Origin of the sequence: Klebsiella sp. CN_Kp100, assembly GCF_040065315.1 — a bacterium.
Taxonomy (GTDB): domain Bacteria; phylum Pseudomonadota; class Gammaproteobacteria; order Enterobacterales; family Enterobacteriaceae; genus Klebsiella; species Klebsiella oxytoca.
Genome location: NZ_JBEAIJ010000035.1, coordinates 78,905 through 95,203 on the forward strand (window position 1 = coordinate 78,905; position 16,299 = coordinate 95,203).

The following is a 16,299-nucleotide window of genomic DNA, read 5'->3' on the forward strand; positions in this document are numbered from 1 at the left end:
TTGCCGTTTACCACCAGGCGTGAAAATGGTGTACCGGACCGATGCCGTGTCCCACTTCCAGCGAATCCGCCTGCGCCAGCGCCGCCGAGAGCCAGCCCTTAGCTTCCGCCACGGTTCGCCCCCAATCCTCGTAACGCGGACGCAGGGCCGCCAGCGCCGCCGATAGCGTACAGCCGGTACCGTGGGTATTTTTAGTCTGGACTCTCGGCGCGGTAAAACGCCGCTCCTCTTCGCGGGTAAACAGCCAGTCCGGGCTTTCCGCATCATCGAGATGGCCGCCTTTCATTAATACCGCTCCGCAGCCCATTCCCAGCAGCGCTCTGCCCTGCTCCAGCATCTCCTGTTCCGTTCTGGCATGCGGCGCATCCAGCAGCGCCGCCGCTTCCGGCAGGTTCGGAGTGATCAGCGAGACCTGCGGCAGCAGGCGCTGGCGCAGCGTTTCCACCGCCGACGCCGAGAGCAGCGGATCGCCGCTTTTCGCCAACATGACCGTATCCAGCACCACATTTTTAATCTGATAACGCGCCAGCCGTTCCGCCACCGCTTCAACGATATCAGTTTCCGCCAGCATCCCGATTTTGGTGGTATCGATGCGCACATCGCTGAAGACGGAATCGAGCTGCGCGGCGACAAAATCAGGCTCTATACGATAAACCGACTGGACGCCAAGGGTGTTTTGCGCCACCAGCGCGGTGATGACCGAGCAGCCGTATGCCCCCAGCGCCGAGAAGGTTTTGAGATCCGCCTGGATCCCCGCACCGCCGCTCGGGTCGGTGCCGGCGATGGTTAGCGCATTAATTCGTTTCACAGATCGCCTCCCGCATAGAGCGCATCGAGGAAGGCGGGAGTAAAGCTGCCGGGGCCGCCCTGCAGCGCCGCTTCCCCCCCCGCGAGCTTCATCAGACCGCAGGCCGCGGCCACGTTCTCCAGCCGATCGCCGGGCATCGCCGCAGCGGCGGCAACCACCGCCGACAGCGCGCAGCCGGTGCCGACCACCCGGGTCATCAGCGGATCGCCGCCGGTGACCATGCGAATGCGCTGGCCGTCGGTGACGTAATCAACCTCCCCGGTCACCGCGACCACGGTATTCAGCTGGCGGGCTAACGCCTGGGCTGCGGGCAGCGCTGCGGCGGCGGTATCGGTCGTATCGACGCCGCGCCCGCCGCCGCTCATTCCGGCCAGCGCCATGATTTCCGACGCATTACCGCGAACGGCGGCAGGCTGCAGCGCCAGCAGCTCCAGACAAAATTCTGTCCGTAAGGTCAGCGCGCCGACCGCTACCGGGTCCAGCGTCCAGGGTTTGCCCGCCTGCGTTGCGCTACGCGCCGCCGCGCGCATCGCCTCCGCACGCTCAACGGTCAGCGTGCCGACATTAATCAGCAGCGCATCGGCAATGGCGGCAAACTGGCTGGCTTCGCCCGGATCGATAACCATGGCCGGCGATGCGCCAATCGCTAACAGGACGTTGGCGGTAAAGGTCTGCACCACGTCGTTGGTCATGCAGTGAACAAGAGGAGAATGGCGGTGAAAAAGGTGCCGCAGATGGGCAATATGCGCGGGGTTCAGCAGGTCAGACATCGTTTGCTCCCGCCAGGCGATGAAGAAGCGACGACCCTGCGGTCTCTGACTTCCCTACGCTGGCATTATCCAGATCAGGTGGTACGGGTTTTTCTCAGCCTTCACAAGGAAGGGCACCCCGAGTCATTGAGAGATAAAAACGTTCTCAGCGGGCAGGTTACGGTAAGTCGCCGGACAACGCAAGCCGGTACGGCTCGGCAAGATTTGTTCCAACATGCATGGGGAAGGACTATCCCCGCTCGCGCGGGGAACTCTCTGTCTGAGATTTTCCAGGGCCTGGCGCGCCCGGTTTATCCCCGCTCGCGCGGGGAACTCTCTAAATGTATCCTATTGTTTTATATCAACTTTATTCGCACGGAATAATCTACTGACATTTCTGCAACAAATTAATTTTTTAAAGAGGCATAACCCTTTGATTTTAAAGGGTACAAAAACTATTTCGTTACCTCTCTCGCATTTCACCACAAGCCGTAGAGAGAGCAACGCCCGCTATAGATTCACTTCCCGCAGCGAACTCAGTAATAGTGCAAAACATTCCTCGATCAGCGGCGGCAGAGGCTGCGGTCCGCGCATCAGCGCCACGGTTCGCGTCAGCGCGGGCTGCTGAAGCTGCGCCACCTTTAACGCCGGATCCTGAAGGTGGGTAGTATAAAGCTCAGGCAGAATCGCCACCGCCAGCCGCGAGCGCACCAGGCCGTAAAGCGTCTCGATATAGTCAACCTGATAACGCGTATTCAGCGTGAGGCGATGGCTCTCGGCCAGCGCGCCGACCAGACGCTGAATATTGCCCTTTGAAAACACCGCGATATCGCGCCCCGCGAGCAGCTTCCACGGCAGATGCGGCTGCCCGGCCAGCGGATCGCCGCCGTGCAGCACCGCCACAAACGGATCTTCGCGCAGAGGATAAACCTGCAGCTCAGACGGTAACGAACTGTCTATTGCGCCAACGGCAAAATCTATCTTTCCCGACTGCAGCTCGCAGAACAGGGCGTCGTTGGTCTGATCGTGAAACTCCACCCTCAGGCGCGGAAACGCCTGGGCCAGCGTTTGCGGCAGCAGCGGAAACAGCAGCGAACTCACCGAAGGCACTAAGCCAATACGCACCGTTCCGTCGCCGCCGGCTTCGACTATCTGCTGCATATCCTGAAAAGCCAGCTGCGCCACGCTCAACACTCGCCGGGCGTGGGGCAAAATCGCCGCCCCCAGCTCGGTTAAGGTCACCGCCGAAGCGGTACGGTTGACCAGCTTGCCGCCGAGCACCGTCTCGATTTGCCGCAGCGCGCTGCTTAGCGCCGGCTGGCTGATAGCCAGCCGGTTAGCGGTGTCGGTGAAGTGACGCAGCTGGGCCAGGGTCACAAAGTACTGAATCTGCTTGAGAGAGAGCGCGGGCAGCCGCTGCCAGGGTTCGGTCATCATGTTTTCGTCAACGGTGAGCATGCAGAATAACCCGAAGTTATCGGGCGATAAATTTATTCATCTGGGCAAACGTTTGCTCTGCCCCTAGAGTATCCCCATTATCCTTGTGCCGGAGTTGTTATGTCCAGCAGTGCTGAAACCCGCCGCCGCGCCGTCCAGGCCGCGCGCGGAGAATCCCCGTTCGATTTATTATTAACCGACGCGCAGATTGTCGACATGGCCACCGGAGAAATCCGCGAGGCCGACGTCGGGATCGTCGGTGAAACGATCGCCAGCGTGCATCCGCGCGGCAGCCGCTCCGATGCCCTCGAACGCCGCTCGCTGGCGGGATGTTTCCTGTCGCCGGGGCTGATGGATACGCACGTTCACCTTGAAAGCTCTCACCTGCCGCCTGAACGCTATGCCGAAATCGTGCTGGCTCAGGGCACCACGGCAGTATTCTGGGACCCGCACGAGCTGGCCAACGTACTGGGCGTCGAAGGCGTGCGCTACGCCGTCGCTGCCAGCCGCCATCTGCCGCTGCAGGTGATGGTTGCGGCGCCTTCCAGCGTGCCGTCGACGCCGGGACTGGAGATGTCCGGCGCCGATTTCGCCGGCGCGGAGATGGAAACCATGCTGGCCTGGCCGGAAGTCTGCGGCGTTGCTGAAGTGATGGATATGCACGGCGTGCTGCACGGCAGCGAGCGGATGCAGGAGATCGTTCAGGCCGGGTTGAACAGCGGCAAGCTGATCGAAGGCCACGCGCGCGGTTTGAGCGGCGCGGATCTGCAAGCCTATCTTGCCGCCGGGGTCACCTCCGATCATGAGCTCACCTCGGCGGCCGATGCGCTGGAAAAACTGCGCGCCGGGCTGACTATCGAAATTCGCGGCTCGCACCCTTACCTGCTGCCGGATATCGTTAACGCGCTGAAAACGCTGCCGCATCTCTCCTCGCAAATCACCGTCTGCACCGACGATGTGCCGCCGGATATGCTGCTGGAAAAAGGCGGCATTATCGCCCTGCTCAACCTGCTGATTGAGCACGGACTGCCGGCTACCGACGTCCTGCGCTTCGCCACCTTAAACGCGGCGATCCGTCTGCAGCGTAACGATTTGGGGCTGATTGCTGCCGGACGCCGCGCCGATCTGGTAGTTTTCGATTCTTTATCCCGACTCAACGCGCAGGAAGTTTACGTCGCCGGTAAGCTGATTGCCCGCGATGGCGCCCTGCTTCAACCCATTCCGTCGGCGGCGGGCGTTACCCCGCCGCGCGATACCCTGCAGATGCCGCCGCTCAGCCCTGACGATTTTATCCTCCGCGTTGGCGCCATTCGCCACGGCGTCGCCCGTCTGCGGCATATTCGCGGCGCGCGCTTTACCCAGTGGGGAGAAGCTGAGGTGCAGGTCCGCGATGGCCGGGTGCAAATCCCGGAAGGATTTAGCCTGATTTGGGTTAAGCACCGCCACGGTCGTCACCAGGCGACGCCGCAAATTGCGCTGCTGGAAGGCTGGGGCGAACTGCGCGGCGCCATCGCCACCAGCTACTCCCACGATTCTCATAACCTGGTCGTGCTCGGACGCGATGCCGACGAGATGGCGCTGGCGGCGAACCGCCTGATCGAATCCGGCGGCGGCATGGCGCTGTCGCAGCAGGGAAAAATCCTTGCCCACGTGGCGATGCCGATCGCCGGGATGCTTTCTGACTTACCCGCCCCGGAGCTGGCCAGAGAGTTCCGCCAGCTTCGCGACCTGAGCGCGGAAGTCGCCGACTGGGAGCCGCCCTATCGCGTGTTTAAGGCTATTGAGGGTACCTGCCTTGCCTGTAACGCCGGGCCGCATTTAACAGATTTAGGTTTGACCGACGGCAGCACCCGCCAGATAGTCGAGCCGCTGATAGACTGCCGGGAAATCCCGGAACACACAGAACACAACAATAAACATCAGGGAGCCTGAGCATGGCCGACAATACCCTTAACTCATCCGCGCAGGGAAGCTGGCTGGAGCGCCGTTTTGCCTTGTATTCCCGCGGCAGCACGCTGCGCACCGAATGCCTCGCGGGCATCACCGGTTTTCTCGCCGCCGCCTATCTACTGGTGGTTATCCCCGGCCTGCTGGCGGTGGGCGGGATGGATAAAGGCGCGGCAACCACCGGCACGATTCTGGTGTTCGTCGGCGGCACGCTGCTGATGGCGTTTTATGCCAACCTGCCGTTTATCGTCGGGCCGGGCATCGGCGGTTCGGTGCTGGTCGGCGTCACGCTGGCGGGCAGCGAAGGCATTGGCTGGCAGATCGGGCTTGGTATCGCCTGCTGGTCGGGGATTCTGTTTTTCCTGCTGACCAAATTCGGCCTGCGTGAAGTGGTAACCCGTTCGGTGCCGCAGTCGATCAAGCTCGGTCTGACGGCGTCCATTGGGCTGTTCGTCGCGGTATTGGGCTTCCGTAACGCCGGACTGGTGCTGGCTAACGCCAAAACCAACGCCCTGATGCTCGGGGATTTCCTTTCGCCGGGGGCGCTGGTTGCGCTCTGCGGGCTGTTTCTGGCCATTGCCCTGCAGGCAAGAAAAATCCCCGGCTCGATTCTGTGGGCGATTCTCTTTGCAACCCTGGTCGGTATTCCGATGGGCGTTACCAGACTCCCGGGCAGTTTTATCGATATGCCGCATTCGCTGACGCCGGTGCTGGGGCAAATCGATATGCTGGGCGCGCTGAATATCGCCTTTCTGCCGTTCCTGTTCGTCTTTTTCGCCTCAGAGTTCTTTTCCACGATGGGCACCACTTTGGCCGTGGGCGGCGAAGCGGGTCTGCTGGATGAAGAAGGCAATATGCCGCATATCAATCGCCCGTTTATGGTCGACTCGATCGCTGCGGCTATAGGTCCCTGGCTGGGTATTCCGGCGGCGACCGCGCTGATTGAATCCTCGGCGGCAGCGGAAGCCGGCGGTAAAACCGGGTTAACCGCGCTATCGGCGGCGGTAATGTTTCTCCTGATGCTGCTGTTTACGCCGGTGGCGCTGATGATCCCGAAAGAGGCGACCGCACCTGCGCTGATCCTCATCGGCCTGAATATGTTCAGCGGCCTGCGCAAAGTGGATCTGGCAAACTTCACCGACGGCCTGCCGGTGCTGATGATGGTGATGATTACGCTGATTGCCAATAGCTTCGGTACCGGGATTGCCGGCGGGCTGCTGTTTTATGTCGTGATCAAAACCATCGCCGGCAAATGGCGGGAAATCCCCATCGGCCTGTGGATCCTTGCGATTCCGCTGGTCTACTACTTTGCCACGCTGGTGAAGCATTAAGCTTCGCGCCGATCGTTCTCCCGGAGGCGGCGCTGACGCGCCTTGTCCGGGCTACCTGTCCGCAGATTGCTGTGAACTCGTAGCCCGGTCAGCGCAGCGCCACCGGGGAAAAGCCACGCCGATGCTTCACCCCGACACCGTTCCCGGAGGCGGCGCTGGCGCGCCTTATCCGGGCTACCGGCCCGCAGAGAGCGCGCTGGAATTAACCGCTTCGCACGCCTCTTTCACCGCCTCATACAGCAGCCGTACCGCAGGCGAAAGCTGTTTGCGGTGCGGGCAAATCATATTCAGCGGCACCACGTCGCCCTGGTAGTGCGGCAGCAGCACCTGGAGTCGCCCTGCACGAATATCGTCGCCGACGTCGAGTTCAGATTTGTACGCAATCCCCTCACCGGCAATCGCCAGGCGGCGAATCACCTCCGCATCATCGCTCACGATAGTGCCGGAAACCTGCACGTGGTGTACTTTCCCTTCCCGGCTCAACGGCCAGCGGTCAAACGCCCTGCCGCGCAGCACGTAGGTGAGCGCATTATGTCGCGCCAGCTCTTCCAGCGTTTGCGGCTCGCCGTTTTCAGCTATCCAGCCGGGCGAAGCCACCAGCACTCGTCGGTTATCGGGCGCGACGGGCAGGGAGATAAACGAAGCATCGTCGTTATCGCCGTAGCGAAAGGCCACGTCCACCGGATCTTTAAACACGTCGGTCCGATGATCGGAAAACAGGATCCGCAGACGCAGCGCAGGATGACGCTGGCGAAAGCCGCGAAAAACGCGCAGAAGCAGGTTGCGCCCGAGATCGGACGGCACGGCAATTTGTAACGTACCGCGAACTTCGTCATCCGGCGTGCGGATTTTTTGCAGCCCGGCGTGCAGCGTATCGAGCATCTGCGTGGCGTAGGGCAGCCAGACCTCGCCTTCCGGCGTCAGGCGCAGGCTCCGCGTTGAACGGGCAAAAAGACGAATATTCAACGTCGTTTCCAGACGCTTGATCGCCGCACTAACCTGCGCCGGCTGCAGCCCGGCCTCTCGCGCCGCATCGCTGAAGCTGCTTAGCGCCGCAGCGCGGACAAACAGAGCCAGATCTTCCAGCCTTAACATAGACACTCCCGAACCCGGATTATTCTCAAAACTGGCGCAACCAGGCGAAAAACATCGTTGCCTCACCGTTTGCTTACACTTTTAACGAAACCAACGCTTGCCATTTCCTTGAGGTATCAGGAATCATACGAGGCTGCGATTGAGTGTCCAGGATAATAATGAGGAAACTATGCGTAAAACAAAAATGATGCTTCTGGGCGTACTGTTGGCATGCACCAGCGGAGCGTGGGCGGCGACCGGCGACGGCATTCAGAAATATGAGCTGGACGGAGTGACCGCAGACTTTAAACAATTCCACATCGGCGATACCGTTCCGCCGCTGTACCTGACGCCAGAATACAATATCAAACAGTGGCAGCAGCGCAATCTGCCGGCGCCGGATGCCGGCACGCGCTGGACCTACATGGGCGGGAGCTACGTCCTGATTACCGAAACCGAGGGGAAAATCCTCAAAATCTACGATGGCGAAATTTTCTATCATCGCTAAAAACGAAACGCCAGCGGACAAATTCTGCCGCTGGCATATCTTTTATCGTTGCTAAAGCGCTATTCGTTCAAGCGGTTTTGTTTGTGCATAAACTCCTCGACGGCAATATAGGCAGCGACCTGTTCGTAGAGCATTAAAATACTGAGTATCAGATCCCCGCCGCTGCGCAGTAAATCATCCGGCGCAGTGCGACTTTTATCATCCGATAAAAAAACTATTTGTTCATAAATTTCACAATATTCGCCATAAGCGCCAATCGGAAGGTCAGCCAGCGGGATATTTTCCTGACAATAACGCAGCGCGTCAGCGGCTTTCTCCGGCAGCGTGCGCGAATGCATAAAGATGACCAGAAGTTCCCGCAACTTAACGATTAGAGCAATATTATTCATCATGCACTCCGGAAATGTAGTACGGCGATATTTTCCTTCCATCGTTTTTATTGACGTATGACTGATGACTACCACATTCCGCCAAATAATAAAGCCAAATAAAATTCCTTTCGGCGAATTAAAATAGGTCACTGCTATGCTAATTAAGCTCGCACAAGCGCGGAGGGAAAACAATGTTAAGAGTATGTTTTGTTGATTAATCTCAACATCAGCAAATGTGAATAAAAATAAATAATATTTAACACCACTATTATTCGCGCAGTGATTATTTTAGCGAAAGAAAACGGCGTTCGGCGGAGGTAAAAAAACCGCACGGCGCTTTGCGCCGCACGGTTCAGGATAGGGAGTGGACTATACCGCGCGGAAGGCGATCTCACCGGGGATAACTTCCCCCTGCCAGTACAGCTGCGCCGCGACGCGGTCTGCCAGCTGACGATAAGTCTCGGTAAACTCGCTTTCCGGACGCGCCACTACCGTCGGGGTCCCTTTGTCGAGGTCTTCGCGCAGAGTGATGTGCAGCGGCAGCTGGCCCAGCAGCTGGGTGTGGTATTTCTCCGCCAGCTTTTGCGCGCCGCCGGTACCGAAGATAGGCTCGTGGTGCCCGCAGTTGCTGCAAATATGCATGCTCATGTTTTCCACGATACCCAGCACCGGTACCTCGACTTTTTCAAACATCACGATGCCTTTTTTGGCGTCGATCAGGGCAATATCCTGCGGCGTGGTCACCACTACCGCGCCGGTAACCGGGATATTTTGCGCCAGCGTCAGCTGAATATCACCGGTACCCGGCGGCATATCCAGCACCAGATAATCGAGATCCGGCCACAGGGTTTCCTGCAGCATCTGCATCAGCGCCTTGCTGGCCATCGGCCCGCGCCACACCATAGCGTTATCGTCGGTCACCAGATAACCGATAGAGTTGGTGGCAAGACCGAACTTCATAATCGGCGCCATATGGGTCCCATCTGGCGAGGTCGGACGCTGATCTTCCGCGCCGAGCATGGTCGGAATCGACGGGCCGTAAATATCGGCATCCAGAATGCCGACTTTCGCCCCTTCCGCCGCCAGCGCCAGCGCCAGGTTGACCGCGGTCGATGATTTACCCACCCCGCCCTTACCGGAGCTGATAGCGATAATATTTTTCACGCCGTTGATACCGGGATGATTTTTTACCCGCTGAAGCGTGGCGATGCTGTGCGTCAGCTTCCAGTCGATAGCTTTGGCACCGGTAATGCGCAGCAGCTCGGCGCTGCACTGCTCCTTCAGAGCTTCAAAGGCGCTATTCCAGACGAACGGCATCTGAATTTCAATATGCACGGTTTCGTCCAGCCAGGCGACGTGATGCAGCGCCTTCAGCGTAGTGAGGTTATGTTTCAGGGTTGGGTGCTGGAAATTAGCCAGGGTCCCGGCGACCATCGCGCGTAGACGTTCGGGGGATTTGGCCTGGGATTGCGAACTCATCCCGACTCCTTTGTTATTGTGAGTTGAATCTTGTGCGTTAAGTTTACCTTAAAGGGAATAATTCCCCCACCATAAGCTTTGGGCTTACCAAATTATTGCCTTTGCGGTAACATCAAACCCCCTTTTTACAATAGAAGATGTAATGCCCACTATGACTCAAGTCGCGAAGAAAATACTGGTAACGTGCGCACTGCCGTACGCAAACGGCTCAATCCACCTCGGCCACATGCTGGAGCACATCCAGGCTGATGTCTGGGTCCGTTACCAGCGAATGCGCGGCCACGAAGTCAACTTCATCTGCGCCGACGACGCCCACGGAACCCCGATCATGCTGAAAGCGCAGCAGCTCGGTATCACCCCGGAACAGATGATTGGCGAAATGAGTCAGGAGCATCAGACCGATTTTGCTGGCTTCGACATCAGCTACGACAACTATCACTCCACGCACAGCGACGAAAACCGCGAGCTGTCGGAGCTTATCTATACGCGTCTGAAAGAGAACGGTTTTATCAAAAACCGCACCATCTCCCAGCTCTACGATCCGGAAAAAGGCATGTTCCTGCCGGACCGTTTTGTGAAAGGCACCTGTCCGAAGTGTAAATCACCGGATCAATACGGCGATAACTGCGAAGTATGCGGCGCGACCTACAGCCCAACCGAGCTTATTGAACCGAAATCGGTCGTCTCCGGCGCGACGCCTGTGATGCGCGAGTCCGAACACTTCTTCTTCGACCTGCCGTCGTTCAGCGAAATGCTGCAGGCGTGGACCCGCAGCGGCGCGCTGCAGGAGCAGGTAGCGAATAAAATGCAGGAGTGGTTTGAGTCCGGCCTGCAGCAGTGGGATATTTCCCGCGATGCGCCGTACTTCGGCTTTGAAATCCCGAACGCGCCGGGTAAATATTTCTACGTCTGGCTGGACGCGCCGATCGGCTACATGGGTTCCTTTAAGAACCTGTGCGACAAGCGCGGCGACGCCCCCAGCTTCGATGAGTACTGGAAGAAAGACTCCACCGCCGAGCTGTATCATTTTATCGGTAAAGACATCGTTTACTTCCACAGCCTGTTCTGGCCGGCCATGCTGGAGGGCAGCAACTTCCGCAAACCAACCAATCTGTTCGTTCACGGCTACGTGACGGTCAACGGCGCGAAGATGTCCAAGTCGCGCGGAACCTTTATTAAGGCCAGCACCTGGCTGAACCACTTTGACGCCGACAGCCTGCGCTACTACTACACCGCCAAGCTCTCTTCGCGTATCGATGATATCGATCTGAACCTGGAAGATTTCGTGCAGCGCGTTAATGCCGATATCGTCAACAAAGTGGTGAACCTCGCCTCGCGCAACGCCGGTTTTATCAATAAGCGTTTCGACGGCATGCTGTCCGCCGAGCTGGCCGATCCGGCGCTGTACAAAACCTTCACCGATGCCGCAGCAAGCATTGGCGAAGCGTGGGATAGCCGCGAGTTCGGTAAAGCCATCCGTGAAATCATGGCGCTGGCCGACGTGGCGAACCGCTACGTTGACGAGCAGGCGCCGTGGGTGGTTGCCAAACAGGAAGGCCGCGATGCCGATCTGCAGGCCATCTGCACCATGGGCCTGAATATGTTCCGCGTGCTGATGACCTGGCTCAAGCCGGTTCTGCCGCAGCTGGCCGCCCGCGCCGAAGCGTTCCTCAACAGCGAACTGAGCTGGGAGGCCATTCAGCAGCCGCTGCTCGGTCACAAGGTTAACGCCTTTAAAGCGCTGTATAACCGCATCGAAATGAAGCAGGTGGAAGCGCTGGTCGAAGCGTCGAAAGAAGAAGTGAAAGCGCTGTCAGCGCCGGTCACCGGACCGCTGGCGGACGATCCGATTCAGGACACCATCACCTTTGACGATTTCGCCAAAGTCGATATGCGCATCGCGCTGATTGAAAACGCCGAGTTCGTGGACGGTTCCGACAAGCTACTGCGCCTGACGCTGGATCTCGGCGGCGAGAAGCGCAACGTCTTCTCCGGCATCCGCTCCGCCTACCCGGATCCGCAGGCGCTGATTGGCCGCCTGACGGTTATGGTCGCCAACCTGGCGCCGCGTAAAATGCGCTTCGGCATCTCGGAAGGCATGGTGATGGCCGCAGGCCCTGGCGGGAAAGATATCTTCCTGTTAAGCCCGGACAGCGGCGCCCAGCCAGGCCAGCAGGTCAAGTAATACCGCATACAGCGCTGCTCCGGCAGCGCTTTTTATTATAAATTCTGAAAATCCTCTTGCTGCCTTTTCATCGCTGCCGACACGCCTCATACTGCCCCACTGTTCAACAGTATCCAACAGTCTAATGATTTGCGGAAAAGGAATTCCCATGCGCTCAACCGCGAGATTGAAGCCCTTATTTGTTGCCCTCTTTTTATGCGCCAGTCTGGCAAGCTGCGATAAAAATGAAGATAAAACGTTTGTGCAGAAGATTGCTGAAAGTGATGCCCCGGAACAACACCAGACCTTCACGAACAATCTTAACGGCGTTGATGTAAAAATCACCTATTACTATAAAGGCGATGTCGTCCTGCGCCAGACGGCAGAAAACACCCTGCCCTATGATGTTCTTGCCGCCAAAAATAAAGAACATGCCAGAATGATCATCGAGCAAATTGCCGGGGCTTATCGGGAAACTGAGGGTGTCAGCGATGTTATTGAGTATTTTGACGATCGCGCCAGCGAACATATGACGATTGATTTCAGCAAAGCAAAAATCAGCGAGCTGTGTAAACTGCCGGGAATAAACATCACTGATTGTTCGGGAAAATATCTCTCGATGGCGCGATCTGAACGCCTCATTCTCAAGGATGGATTCAAAGCGGTTGAGTAGCGGATGAGTCCGCGCACGTCTTATCCTGCAGTAGGCTATCAAAGGTTTTCTCTGGCATAACGCGCGGCTCCGGCAGCGCTTTTTCATTTTATAAATTCTGAAAATCGCATTCTTGTCGCCCCTCCCCTCTGCGTTCCAGGGCAATAGCTGTTAGCATCAGCACCGAACTGGATAAAAATACAGGGAATGTTATGACAACCGCTCAAAATCAGAACTATGGAATGCAAAACGCTGCCGTAGGGGATCACCGCCCGTGGCTTGCCGATGATGCGTCCATTGCGCTTACCGATCAGATTAACCACTTTAGCCGTTGCCGCCGCGATCGGCCTCGTCCCCCCGGCCATGCACGTTCTGAAGATCAGCTCTGGCAAGATATCGCCGCGAGTAAAAAGGCTTACAACACCTTAGCGGCATACGCATCCTGCCCACCAGACTGGCAGTTCGCTTTTGCTGAACTTGCGCTGCGTCTCAAGGCGAGTCGACGCGAAGGCAGCCTGCTTTCCGAAGCAGCGTTACTCTGGCATATAGGCCACTTTGAGCCAGATTTAATGGATAGCTTCGTTGCCCGCCACGGCCTGGAAACGACGGTGGAAATTGTTTGTTGCTCCCTGCAACTGTGGAAAAAATATAGCGATACCGCATGCAAATATATCCTCACGCGGGATATTCCTCTTGATGAGGAAAACGCTCTCCCCAACTGGCACCCACGCCTGTGCGGCTATCTTTCCACGGCTCCAGAAGAAGAGTGGCAACGCTGCGCAAACAAACTGATTGCCGCTATTCCAACACTCTCTCCCGTTATGCAGCCTTTAATTGCACTGCTACTGCCGGAGCGTACGGATATCGCCAACGACATGGCGCTGCGTTTCGTCGGGCAAAATATCCCGGCCATGGGAAGATTAAAGTCAGTGGTTACGGACGACAACGCAATAGCGGCATTGCGCCACTATCCGTTCCTCCCGGCAAATAACTTTGGCTATATCAGCTTCGCGGCAACGCAGATGGCCGACCGGGGCATAAAGGGAATGAGCCGCACCCTCGACGTCCTGAAGGAAGAATATGCGGCGGAACTCTGCGAGATACTTCCGCAGCTCCACGTTGCCGACTATCTCGGTAAATGGCTTTGGAAAGTTAACCATCCCGATGCGTTGAAGCTGTTGATCTTAAGCGCTGGCGACAAAAACAAGCGTCTGGAATTCCTCAGCAAAGCCAGCCAGAGGCATCCCCACGCCGCTATCGCGGCTTATGCAGAACTGCTGAAGGAACAAGAAAACCCCATCTGGCGTCAGACGCTAACGACGCTTATCGCCGCCGCGCCAGAACGAGCAGAACAGGTCTTACCCTGGATAAGCGAGCAGGCAGTCGAAGTACTCGCCAGCTGTCGTCAGCAAGAGACGCAGATGACATGCGCCAGTTCCGACTCGCTGCCCCAGGTGCTGGTCACGCCGCCGTGGCTGGCGAAAACAACTAAAGCCGCCGTCCCCGCGTTTGATCTGCCCACGCTTGCCGTATCCGCGGTTGTCGCCCCTACCCGAAAAATGCTCGAGAGTAACGGTGAATATCGGCAGATAGCCCAACGACAGGCAACACGGCAAACGATGTTTATCGATTTACCGTCGCTGGAAAAAAGAAGCTGGGAGCCCATGCTCCTGCCACAAACGCCAGAGCAGCAAATCCTGTGGCGTTTAGGCTTTGAGAACTGGCGAAAAACGGGAGAAAAGCAATATGAAAAATTGCCCATCCCACAAAGCGCCGTCGATGCGCTACTGCGTGACGATTTTCCGACGCTTAAAGCCGAGCGAGCAAAATATTGCGGGGACAGGCGTACCTCCTGGAACCTGGCAGAACTTTGTTATCTCCCCGGTGAACAGGCTATCTCGCTGCTGAATCAGATCATTAACGAAACGGACTATTATGGTGAATCTGAGATTCTGACGATATTCGGCCCTGCCGCCGTCCCGGCTTTTTTGACCTGCCTGAACCGAGACCCTCGGCGACTATGGCACTTCACTGCCTCCTGCGGCACCAGCGAACTGGCGCTGCCGATGGCGCGGTTATTGCGTAAAAAAACGCAGCACGCCGAAAGCCGCGACTGGCTGTTAAAATACCCCGAACATGCCGCCGCCGGGCTGCTTCCTATTGCGTTGGGCAAAACAAAAAAAGATCGCGAAGACGCCCGGCTGGGGCTCCGCCTGTTGGCAGAAAACGGCAGGCGGGCGCTGATTGAAGAAGTGGCGCAGCGCTATCATCAACCCGCAGTCTCGGCGGCATTAACCGCGCTGCTGAATGATATTACACAGATTAAATACCCCTCGACTACAGCTCCGTTACCGGGATTCTGGCAGCCCACGCTGTGGCGCAGACCGCAGCTCAAAACCAACGGCCTACCGCTGGGGGACGATGCCCTGTGCCATCTGGGCACCCTGCTCAGCTTCCCGCGTGAAGTCGCTATCCATGGCGGCCTGATGCAGGTAAAAGAGGCCTGTACCCCGGAAACGCTGGCCGCCTTCGCCTGGGATCTGTACGAGGCCTGGGAAGCCGCTGGCGCCCCGTCAAAAGAGAACTGGGGCTTTACCGCGCTGGGTATTCTCGGCGATGACAATACCGCTCGGGACTTAACGCGATTCATCCGCGCCTGGCCTGGAGAATCCCGACATAAACGCGCCATTACAGGGCTCGACATTCTGGCTGAAATCGGCAGCGATATCGCCCTGATGCAGCTGAACGGCATCGCGCAGAAAATAAAATTTAAGGCGCTTCAGGAAGCCGCGCGGGAAAAAATCAAACAGATTGCCGACAAGCGCGAACTGACCATTGCCGAGCTGGAAGACCGCCTCGCCCCGGATTTAGGTCTGGATGACAGGGGTACCCTCACCCTCGACTTCGGCCCCCGCCGCTTTACAGTCAGCTTCGATGAAGCTCTGAAACCCTTTGTGCGCGATGAAAGCGGCCGACGCCTGAAAGATTTGCCGAAGCCCGGCAAAAGCGACGATGAACCGCGTGCTGCGGAGGCCGTCAGTCGTTACAGACAGTTGAAAAAAGATGTCCGTACCATCGCATCCCAGCAAATTCAGCGTCTGGAAACCGCCATGTGCCTGCGCCGCCGCTGGACCGCCGAACAGTTCCGCCTGTTCCTCGTCGACCATCCGCTGGTGCGCCATCTCACCCGCCGCCTGATCTGGGGAGTCTATAGCCAGGAAAACGTCCTGCTGGCCTGCTTCCGCGTCGCCGAAGATAACAGCTACAGCGATGCAGAAGATAACCTGTTCAGCCTGCCTGAAGGGCAAATCGGCCTTCCGCACGTGCTGGAAATCTCCGCGGAAGACGCCGCCGCCTTCGGCCAGCTGTATGCCGACTATGAACTACTGCCGCCGTTCCGCCAGCTCGATCGCAACCACTATCGCCTGACTGAAAGCGAAAACCGGGCCACAGAATTAACGCGCTGGCGCGGACGCCAGTGCCAGGCCGGGCGCATCGTCGGACTGGAGCGCAAAGGCTGGCAGCGAATAGAAGATGGCGGCAGCATCTGCGGCATGTTCAAACCCGCCGCCAGCGGCGACATGGTGCTGGAAGTGGAACCTTTTTCGCTGCTGTATGGAGAAACCACCTACGACGAACTCATCCCGTTCGAGACAGTGAAAATCGTTACCAAAGGCGATATTGACTACGGCAAACCGACCTTTGCTTTCGCAACGCTCGACGCCATAGCCGCCAGCGAACTGATTAACGATATCGAATCGCTATTCGATTAAAAGGAC

Annotated in this window: 12 protein-coding genes and 1 riboswitch; of the genes, 6 read left to right on the plus strand and 6 right to left on the minus strand. The window is 57.7% G+C overall.

All coding sequences use genetic code 11. The annotated features are described in order from the left end of the window. Nucleotides 1-7: 7 nt before the first annotated feature. From thiD to ABLV12_RS12925, 3 genes are all read right to left on the minus strand, one after another. Nucleotides 8-808: a bifunctional hydroxymethylpyrimidine kinase/phosphomethylpyrimidine kinase gene (thiD, locus tag ABLV12_RS12915; RefSeq protein ID WP_016809241.1), complete on the minus strand. Its 801-nt coding sequence runs from the start codon at nt 806-808 to the stop codon at nt 8-10. Next, nucleotides 805-1,578 carry a hydroxyethylthiazole kinase gene (gene thiM / locus ABLV12_RS12920; protein WP_160887067.1) on the minus strand — a complete coding sequence of 258 codons (774 nt, stop codon included), beginning with the start codon at nt 1,576-1,578 and terminating at the stop codon, nt 805-807. The genes thiD and thiM overlap by 4 nt, the downstream gene beginning before the upstream one ends. Nucleotides 1,579-1,612: 34 nt before the next feature. Beyond that, a riboswitch (TPP riboswitch) is annotated at nt 1,613-1,709 on the minus strand. Nucleotides 1,710-2,067: 358 nt separating this feature from the next. After that, entirely contained in the window at nt 2,068-2,994 is a 927-nt protein-coding gene (locus ABLV12_RS12925; RefSeq protein WP_160887085.1) for a LysR family transcriptional regulator, read from the minus strand. A 120-nt stretch (nt 2,995-3,114) separates the two neighbouring features. On the opposite strand from ABLV12_RS12925, the gene ABLV12_RS12930 reads away from it, so the two are divergent. Both ABLV12_RS12930 and ABLV12_RS12935 read left to right on the plus strand, forming a co-directional pair. Then, nucleotides 3,115-4,926 carry an adenine deaminase C-terminal domain-containing protein gene (locus ABLV12_RS12930; protein WP_224358545.1) on the plus strand — a complete coding sequence of 604 codons (1,812 nt, stop codon included), beginning with the start codon at nt 3,115-3,117 and terminating at the stop codon, nt 4,924-4,926. Nucleotides 4,927-4,928: 2 nt separating this feature from the next. Continuing rightward, nucleotides 4,929-6,272 (plus strand): NCS2 family permease, encoded by a 1,344-nt coding sequence (locus ABLV12_RS12935; protein ID WP_004103803.1) that lies wholly within the window; start codon nt 4,929-4,931, stop codon nt 6,270-6,272. Nucleotides 6,273-6,446: 174 nt separating this feature from the next. Here ABLV12_RS12935 and ABLV12_RS12940 read toward each other — a convergent pair whose 3' ends face one another. Continuing rightward, nucleotides 6,447-7,367, minus strand: a complete 921-nt coding sequence (locus tag ABLV12_RS12940) for a LysR substrate-binding domain-containing protein (protein WP_348867086.1) — start codon at nt 7,365-7,367, stop codon at nt 6,447-6,449. Between the two features lie 169 nt (nt 7,368-7,536). Here ABLV12_RS12940 and ABLV12_RS12945 point away from each other — a divergent pair, with 169 nt between their 5' ends. Then, nucleotides 7,537-7,854, plus strand: a complete 318-nt coding sequence (locus tag ABLV12_RS12945) for an RcnB family protein (protein ID WP_004103807.1) — start codon at nt 7,537-7,539, stop codon at nt 7,852-7,854. Nucleotides 7,855-7,913: 59 nt separating this feature from the next. On the opposite strand, the gene ABLV12_RS12950 is transcribed toward ABLV12_RS12945, so the two are convergent. Together ABLV12_RS12950 and apbC are read right to left on the minus strand one after the other, a co-directional pair. After that, nucleotides 7,914-8,243: a hypothetical protein gene (locus ABLV12_RS12950; protein WP_004103809.1), complete on the minus strand. Its 330-nt coding sequence runs from the start codon at nt 8,241-8,243 to the stop codon at nt 7,914-7,916. Between the two features lie 351 nt (nt 8,244-8,594). Beyond that, nucleotides 8,595-9,704: an iron-sulfur cluster carrier protein ApbC gene (gene apbC, locus ABLV12_RS12955; protein ID WP_064396276.1), complete on the minus strand. Its 1,110-nt coding sequence runs from the start codon at nt 9,702-9,704 to the stop codon at nt 8,595-8,597. 151 nt (nt 9,705-9,855) lie between these two features. On the opposite strand from apbC, the gene metG reads away from it, so the two are divergent. From metG to ABLV12_RS12970, 3 genes are all read left to right on the plus strand, one after another. Continuing rightward, entirely contained in the window at nt 9,856-11,889 is a 2,034-nt protein-coding gene (metG, locus tag ABLV12_RS12960; RefSeq protein ID WP_348867087.1) for a methionine--tRNA ligase, read from the plus strand. A gap of 148 nt (nt 11,890-12,037) precedes the next feature. Continuing rightward, nucleotides 12,038-12,541: a DUF1307 domain-containing protein gene (locus ABLV12_RS12965; RefSeq protein WP_053092355.1), complete on the plus strand. Its 504-nt coding sequence runs from the start codon at nt 12,038-12,040 to the stop codon at nt 12,539-12,541. 191 nt (nt 12,542-12,732) lie between these two features. Continuing rightward, on the plus strand, nt 12,733-16,293 hold the full coding sequence (locus ABLV12_RS12970) for a DUF4132 domain-containing protein (RefSeq protein ID WP_348867088.1): 3,561 nt from the start codon (nt 12,733-12,735) through the stop codon (nt 16,291-16,293). Nucleotides 16,294-16,299 lie beyond the last annotated feature (6 nt).

Bases quoted from the DNA above. Each gene is read 5' to 3' on its own strand.
- thiM (WP_160887067.1), bottom strand. From the start codon at position 1,578: ATGTCTGACCTGCTGAACCCCGCGCATATTGCCCATCTGCGGCACCTT.
- ABLV12_RS12925 (WP_160887085.1), bottom strand. From the start codon at position 2,994: ATGATGACCGAACCCTGGCAGCGGCTGCCCGCGCTCTCTCTCAAGCAG.
- ABLV12_RS12930 (WP_224358545.1), top strand. From the start codon at position 3,115: ATGTCCAGCAGTGCTGAAACCCGCCGCCGCGCCGTCCAGGCCGCGCGC.
- ABLV12_RS12935 (WP_004103803.1), top strand. From the start codon at position 4,929: ATGGCCGACAATACCCTTAACTCATCCGCGCAGGGAAGCTGGCTGGAG.
- ABLV12_RS12940 (WP_348867086.1), bottom strand. From the start codon at position 7,367: ATGTTAAGGCTGGAAGATCTGGCTCTGTTTGTCCGCGCTGCGGCGCTA.
- ABLV12_RS12945 (WP_004103807.1), top strand. From the start codon at position 7,537: ATGCGTAAAACAAAAATGATGCTTCTGGGCGTACTGTTGGCATGCACC.
- ABLV12_RS12950 (WP_004103809.1), bottom strand. From the start codon at position 8,243: ATGAATAATATTGCTCTAATCGTTAAGTTGCGGGAACTTCTGGTCATC.
- apbC (WP_064396276.1), bottom strand. From the start codon at position 9,704: ATGAGTTCGCAATCCCAGGCCAAATCCCCCGAACGTCTACGCGCGATG.
- metG (WP_348867087.1), top strand. From the start codon at position 9,856: ATGACTCAAGTCGCGAAGAAAATACTGGTAACGTGCGCACTGCCGTAC.
- ABLV12_RS12965 (WP_053092355.1), top strand. From the start codon at position 12,038: ATGCGCTCAACCGCGAGATTGAAGCCCTTATTTGTTGCCCTCTTTTTA.
- ABLV12_RS12970 (WP_348867088.1), top strand. From the start codon at position 12,733: ATGACAACCGCTCAAAATCAGAACTATGGAATGCAAAACGCTGCCGTA.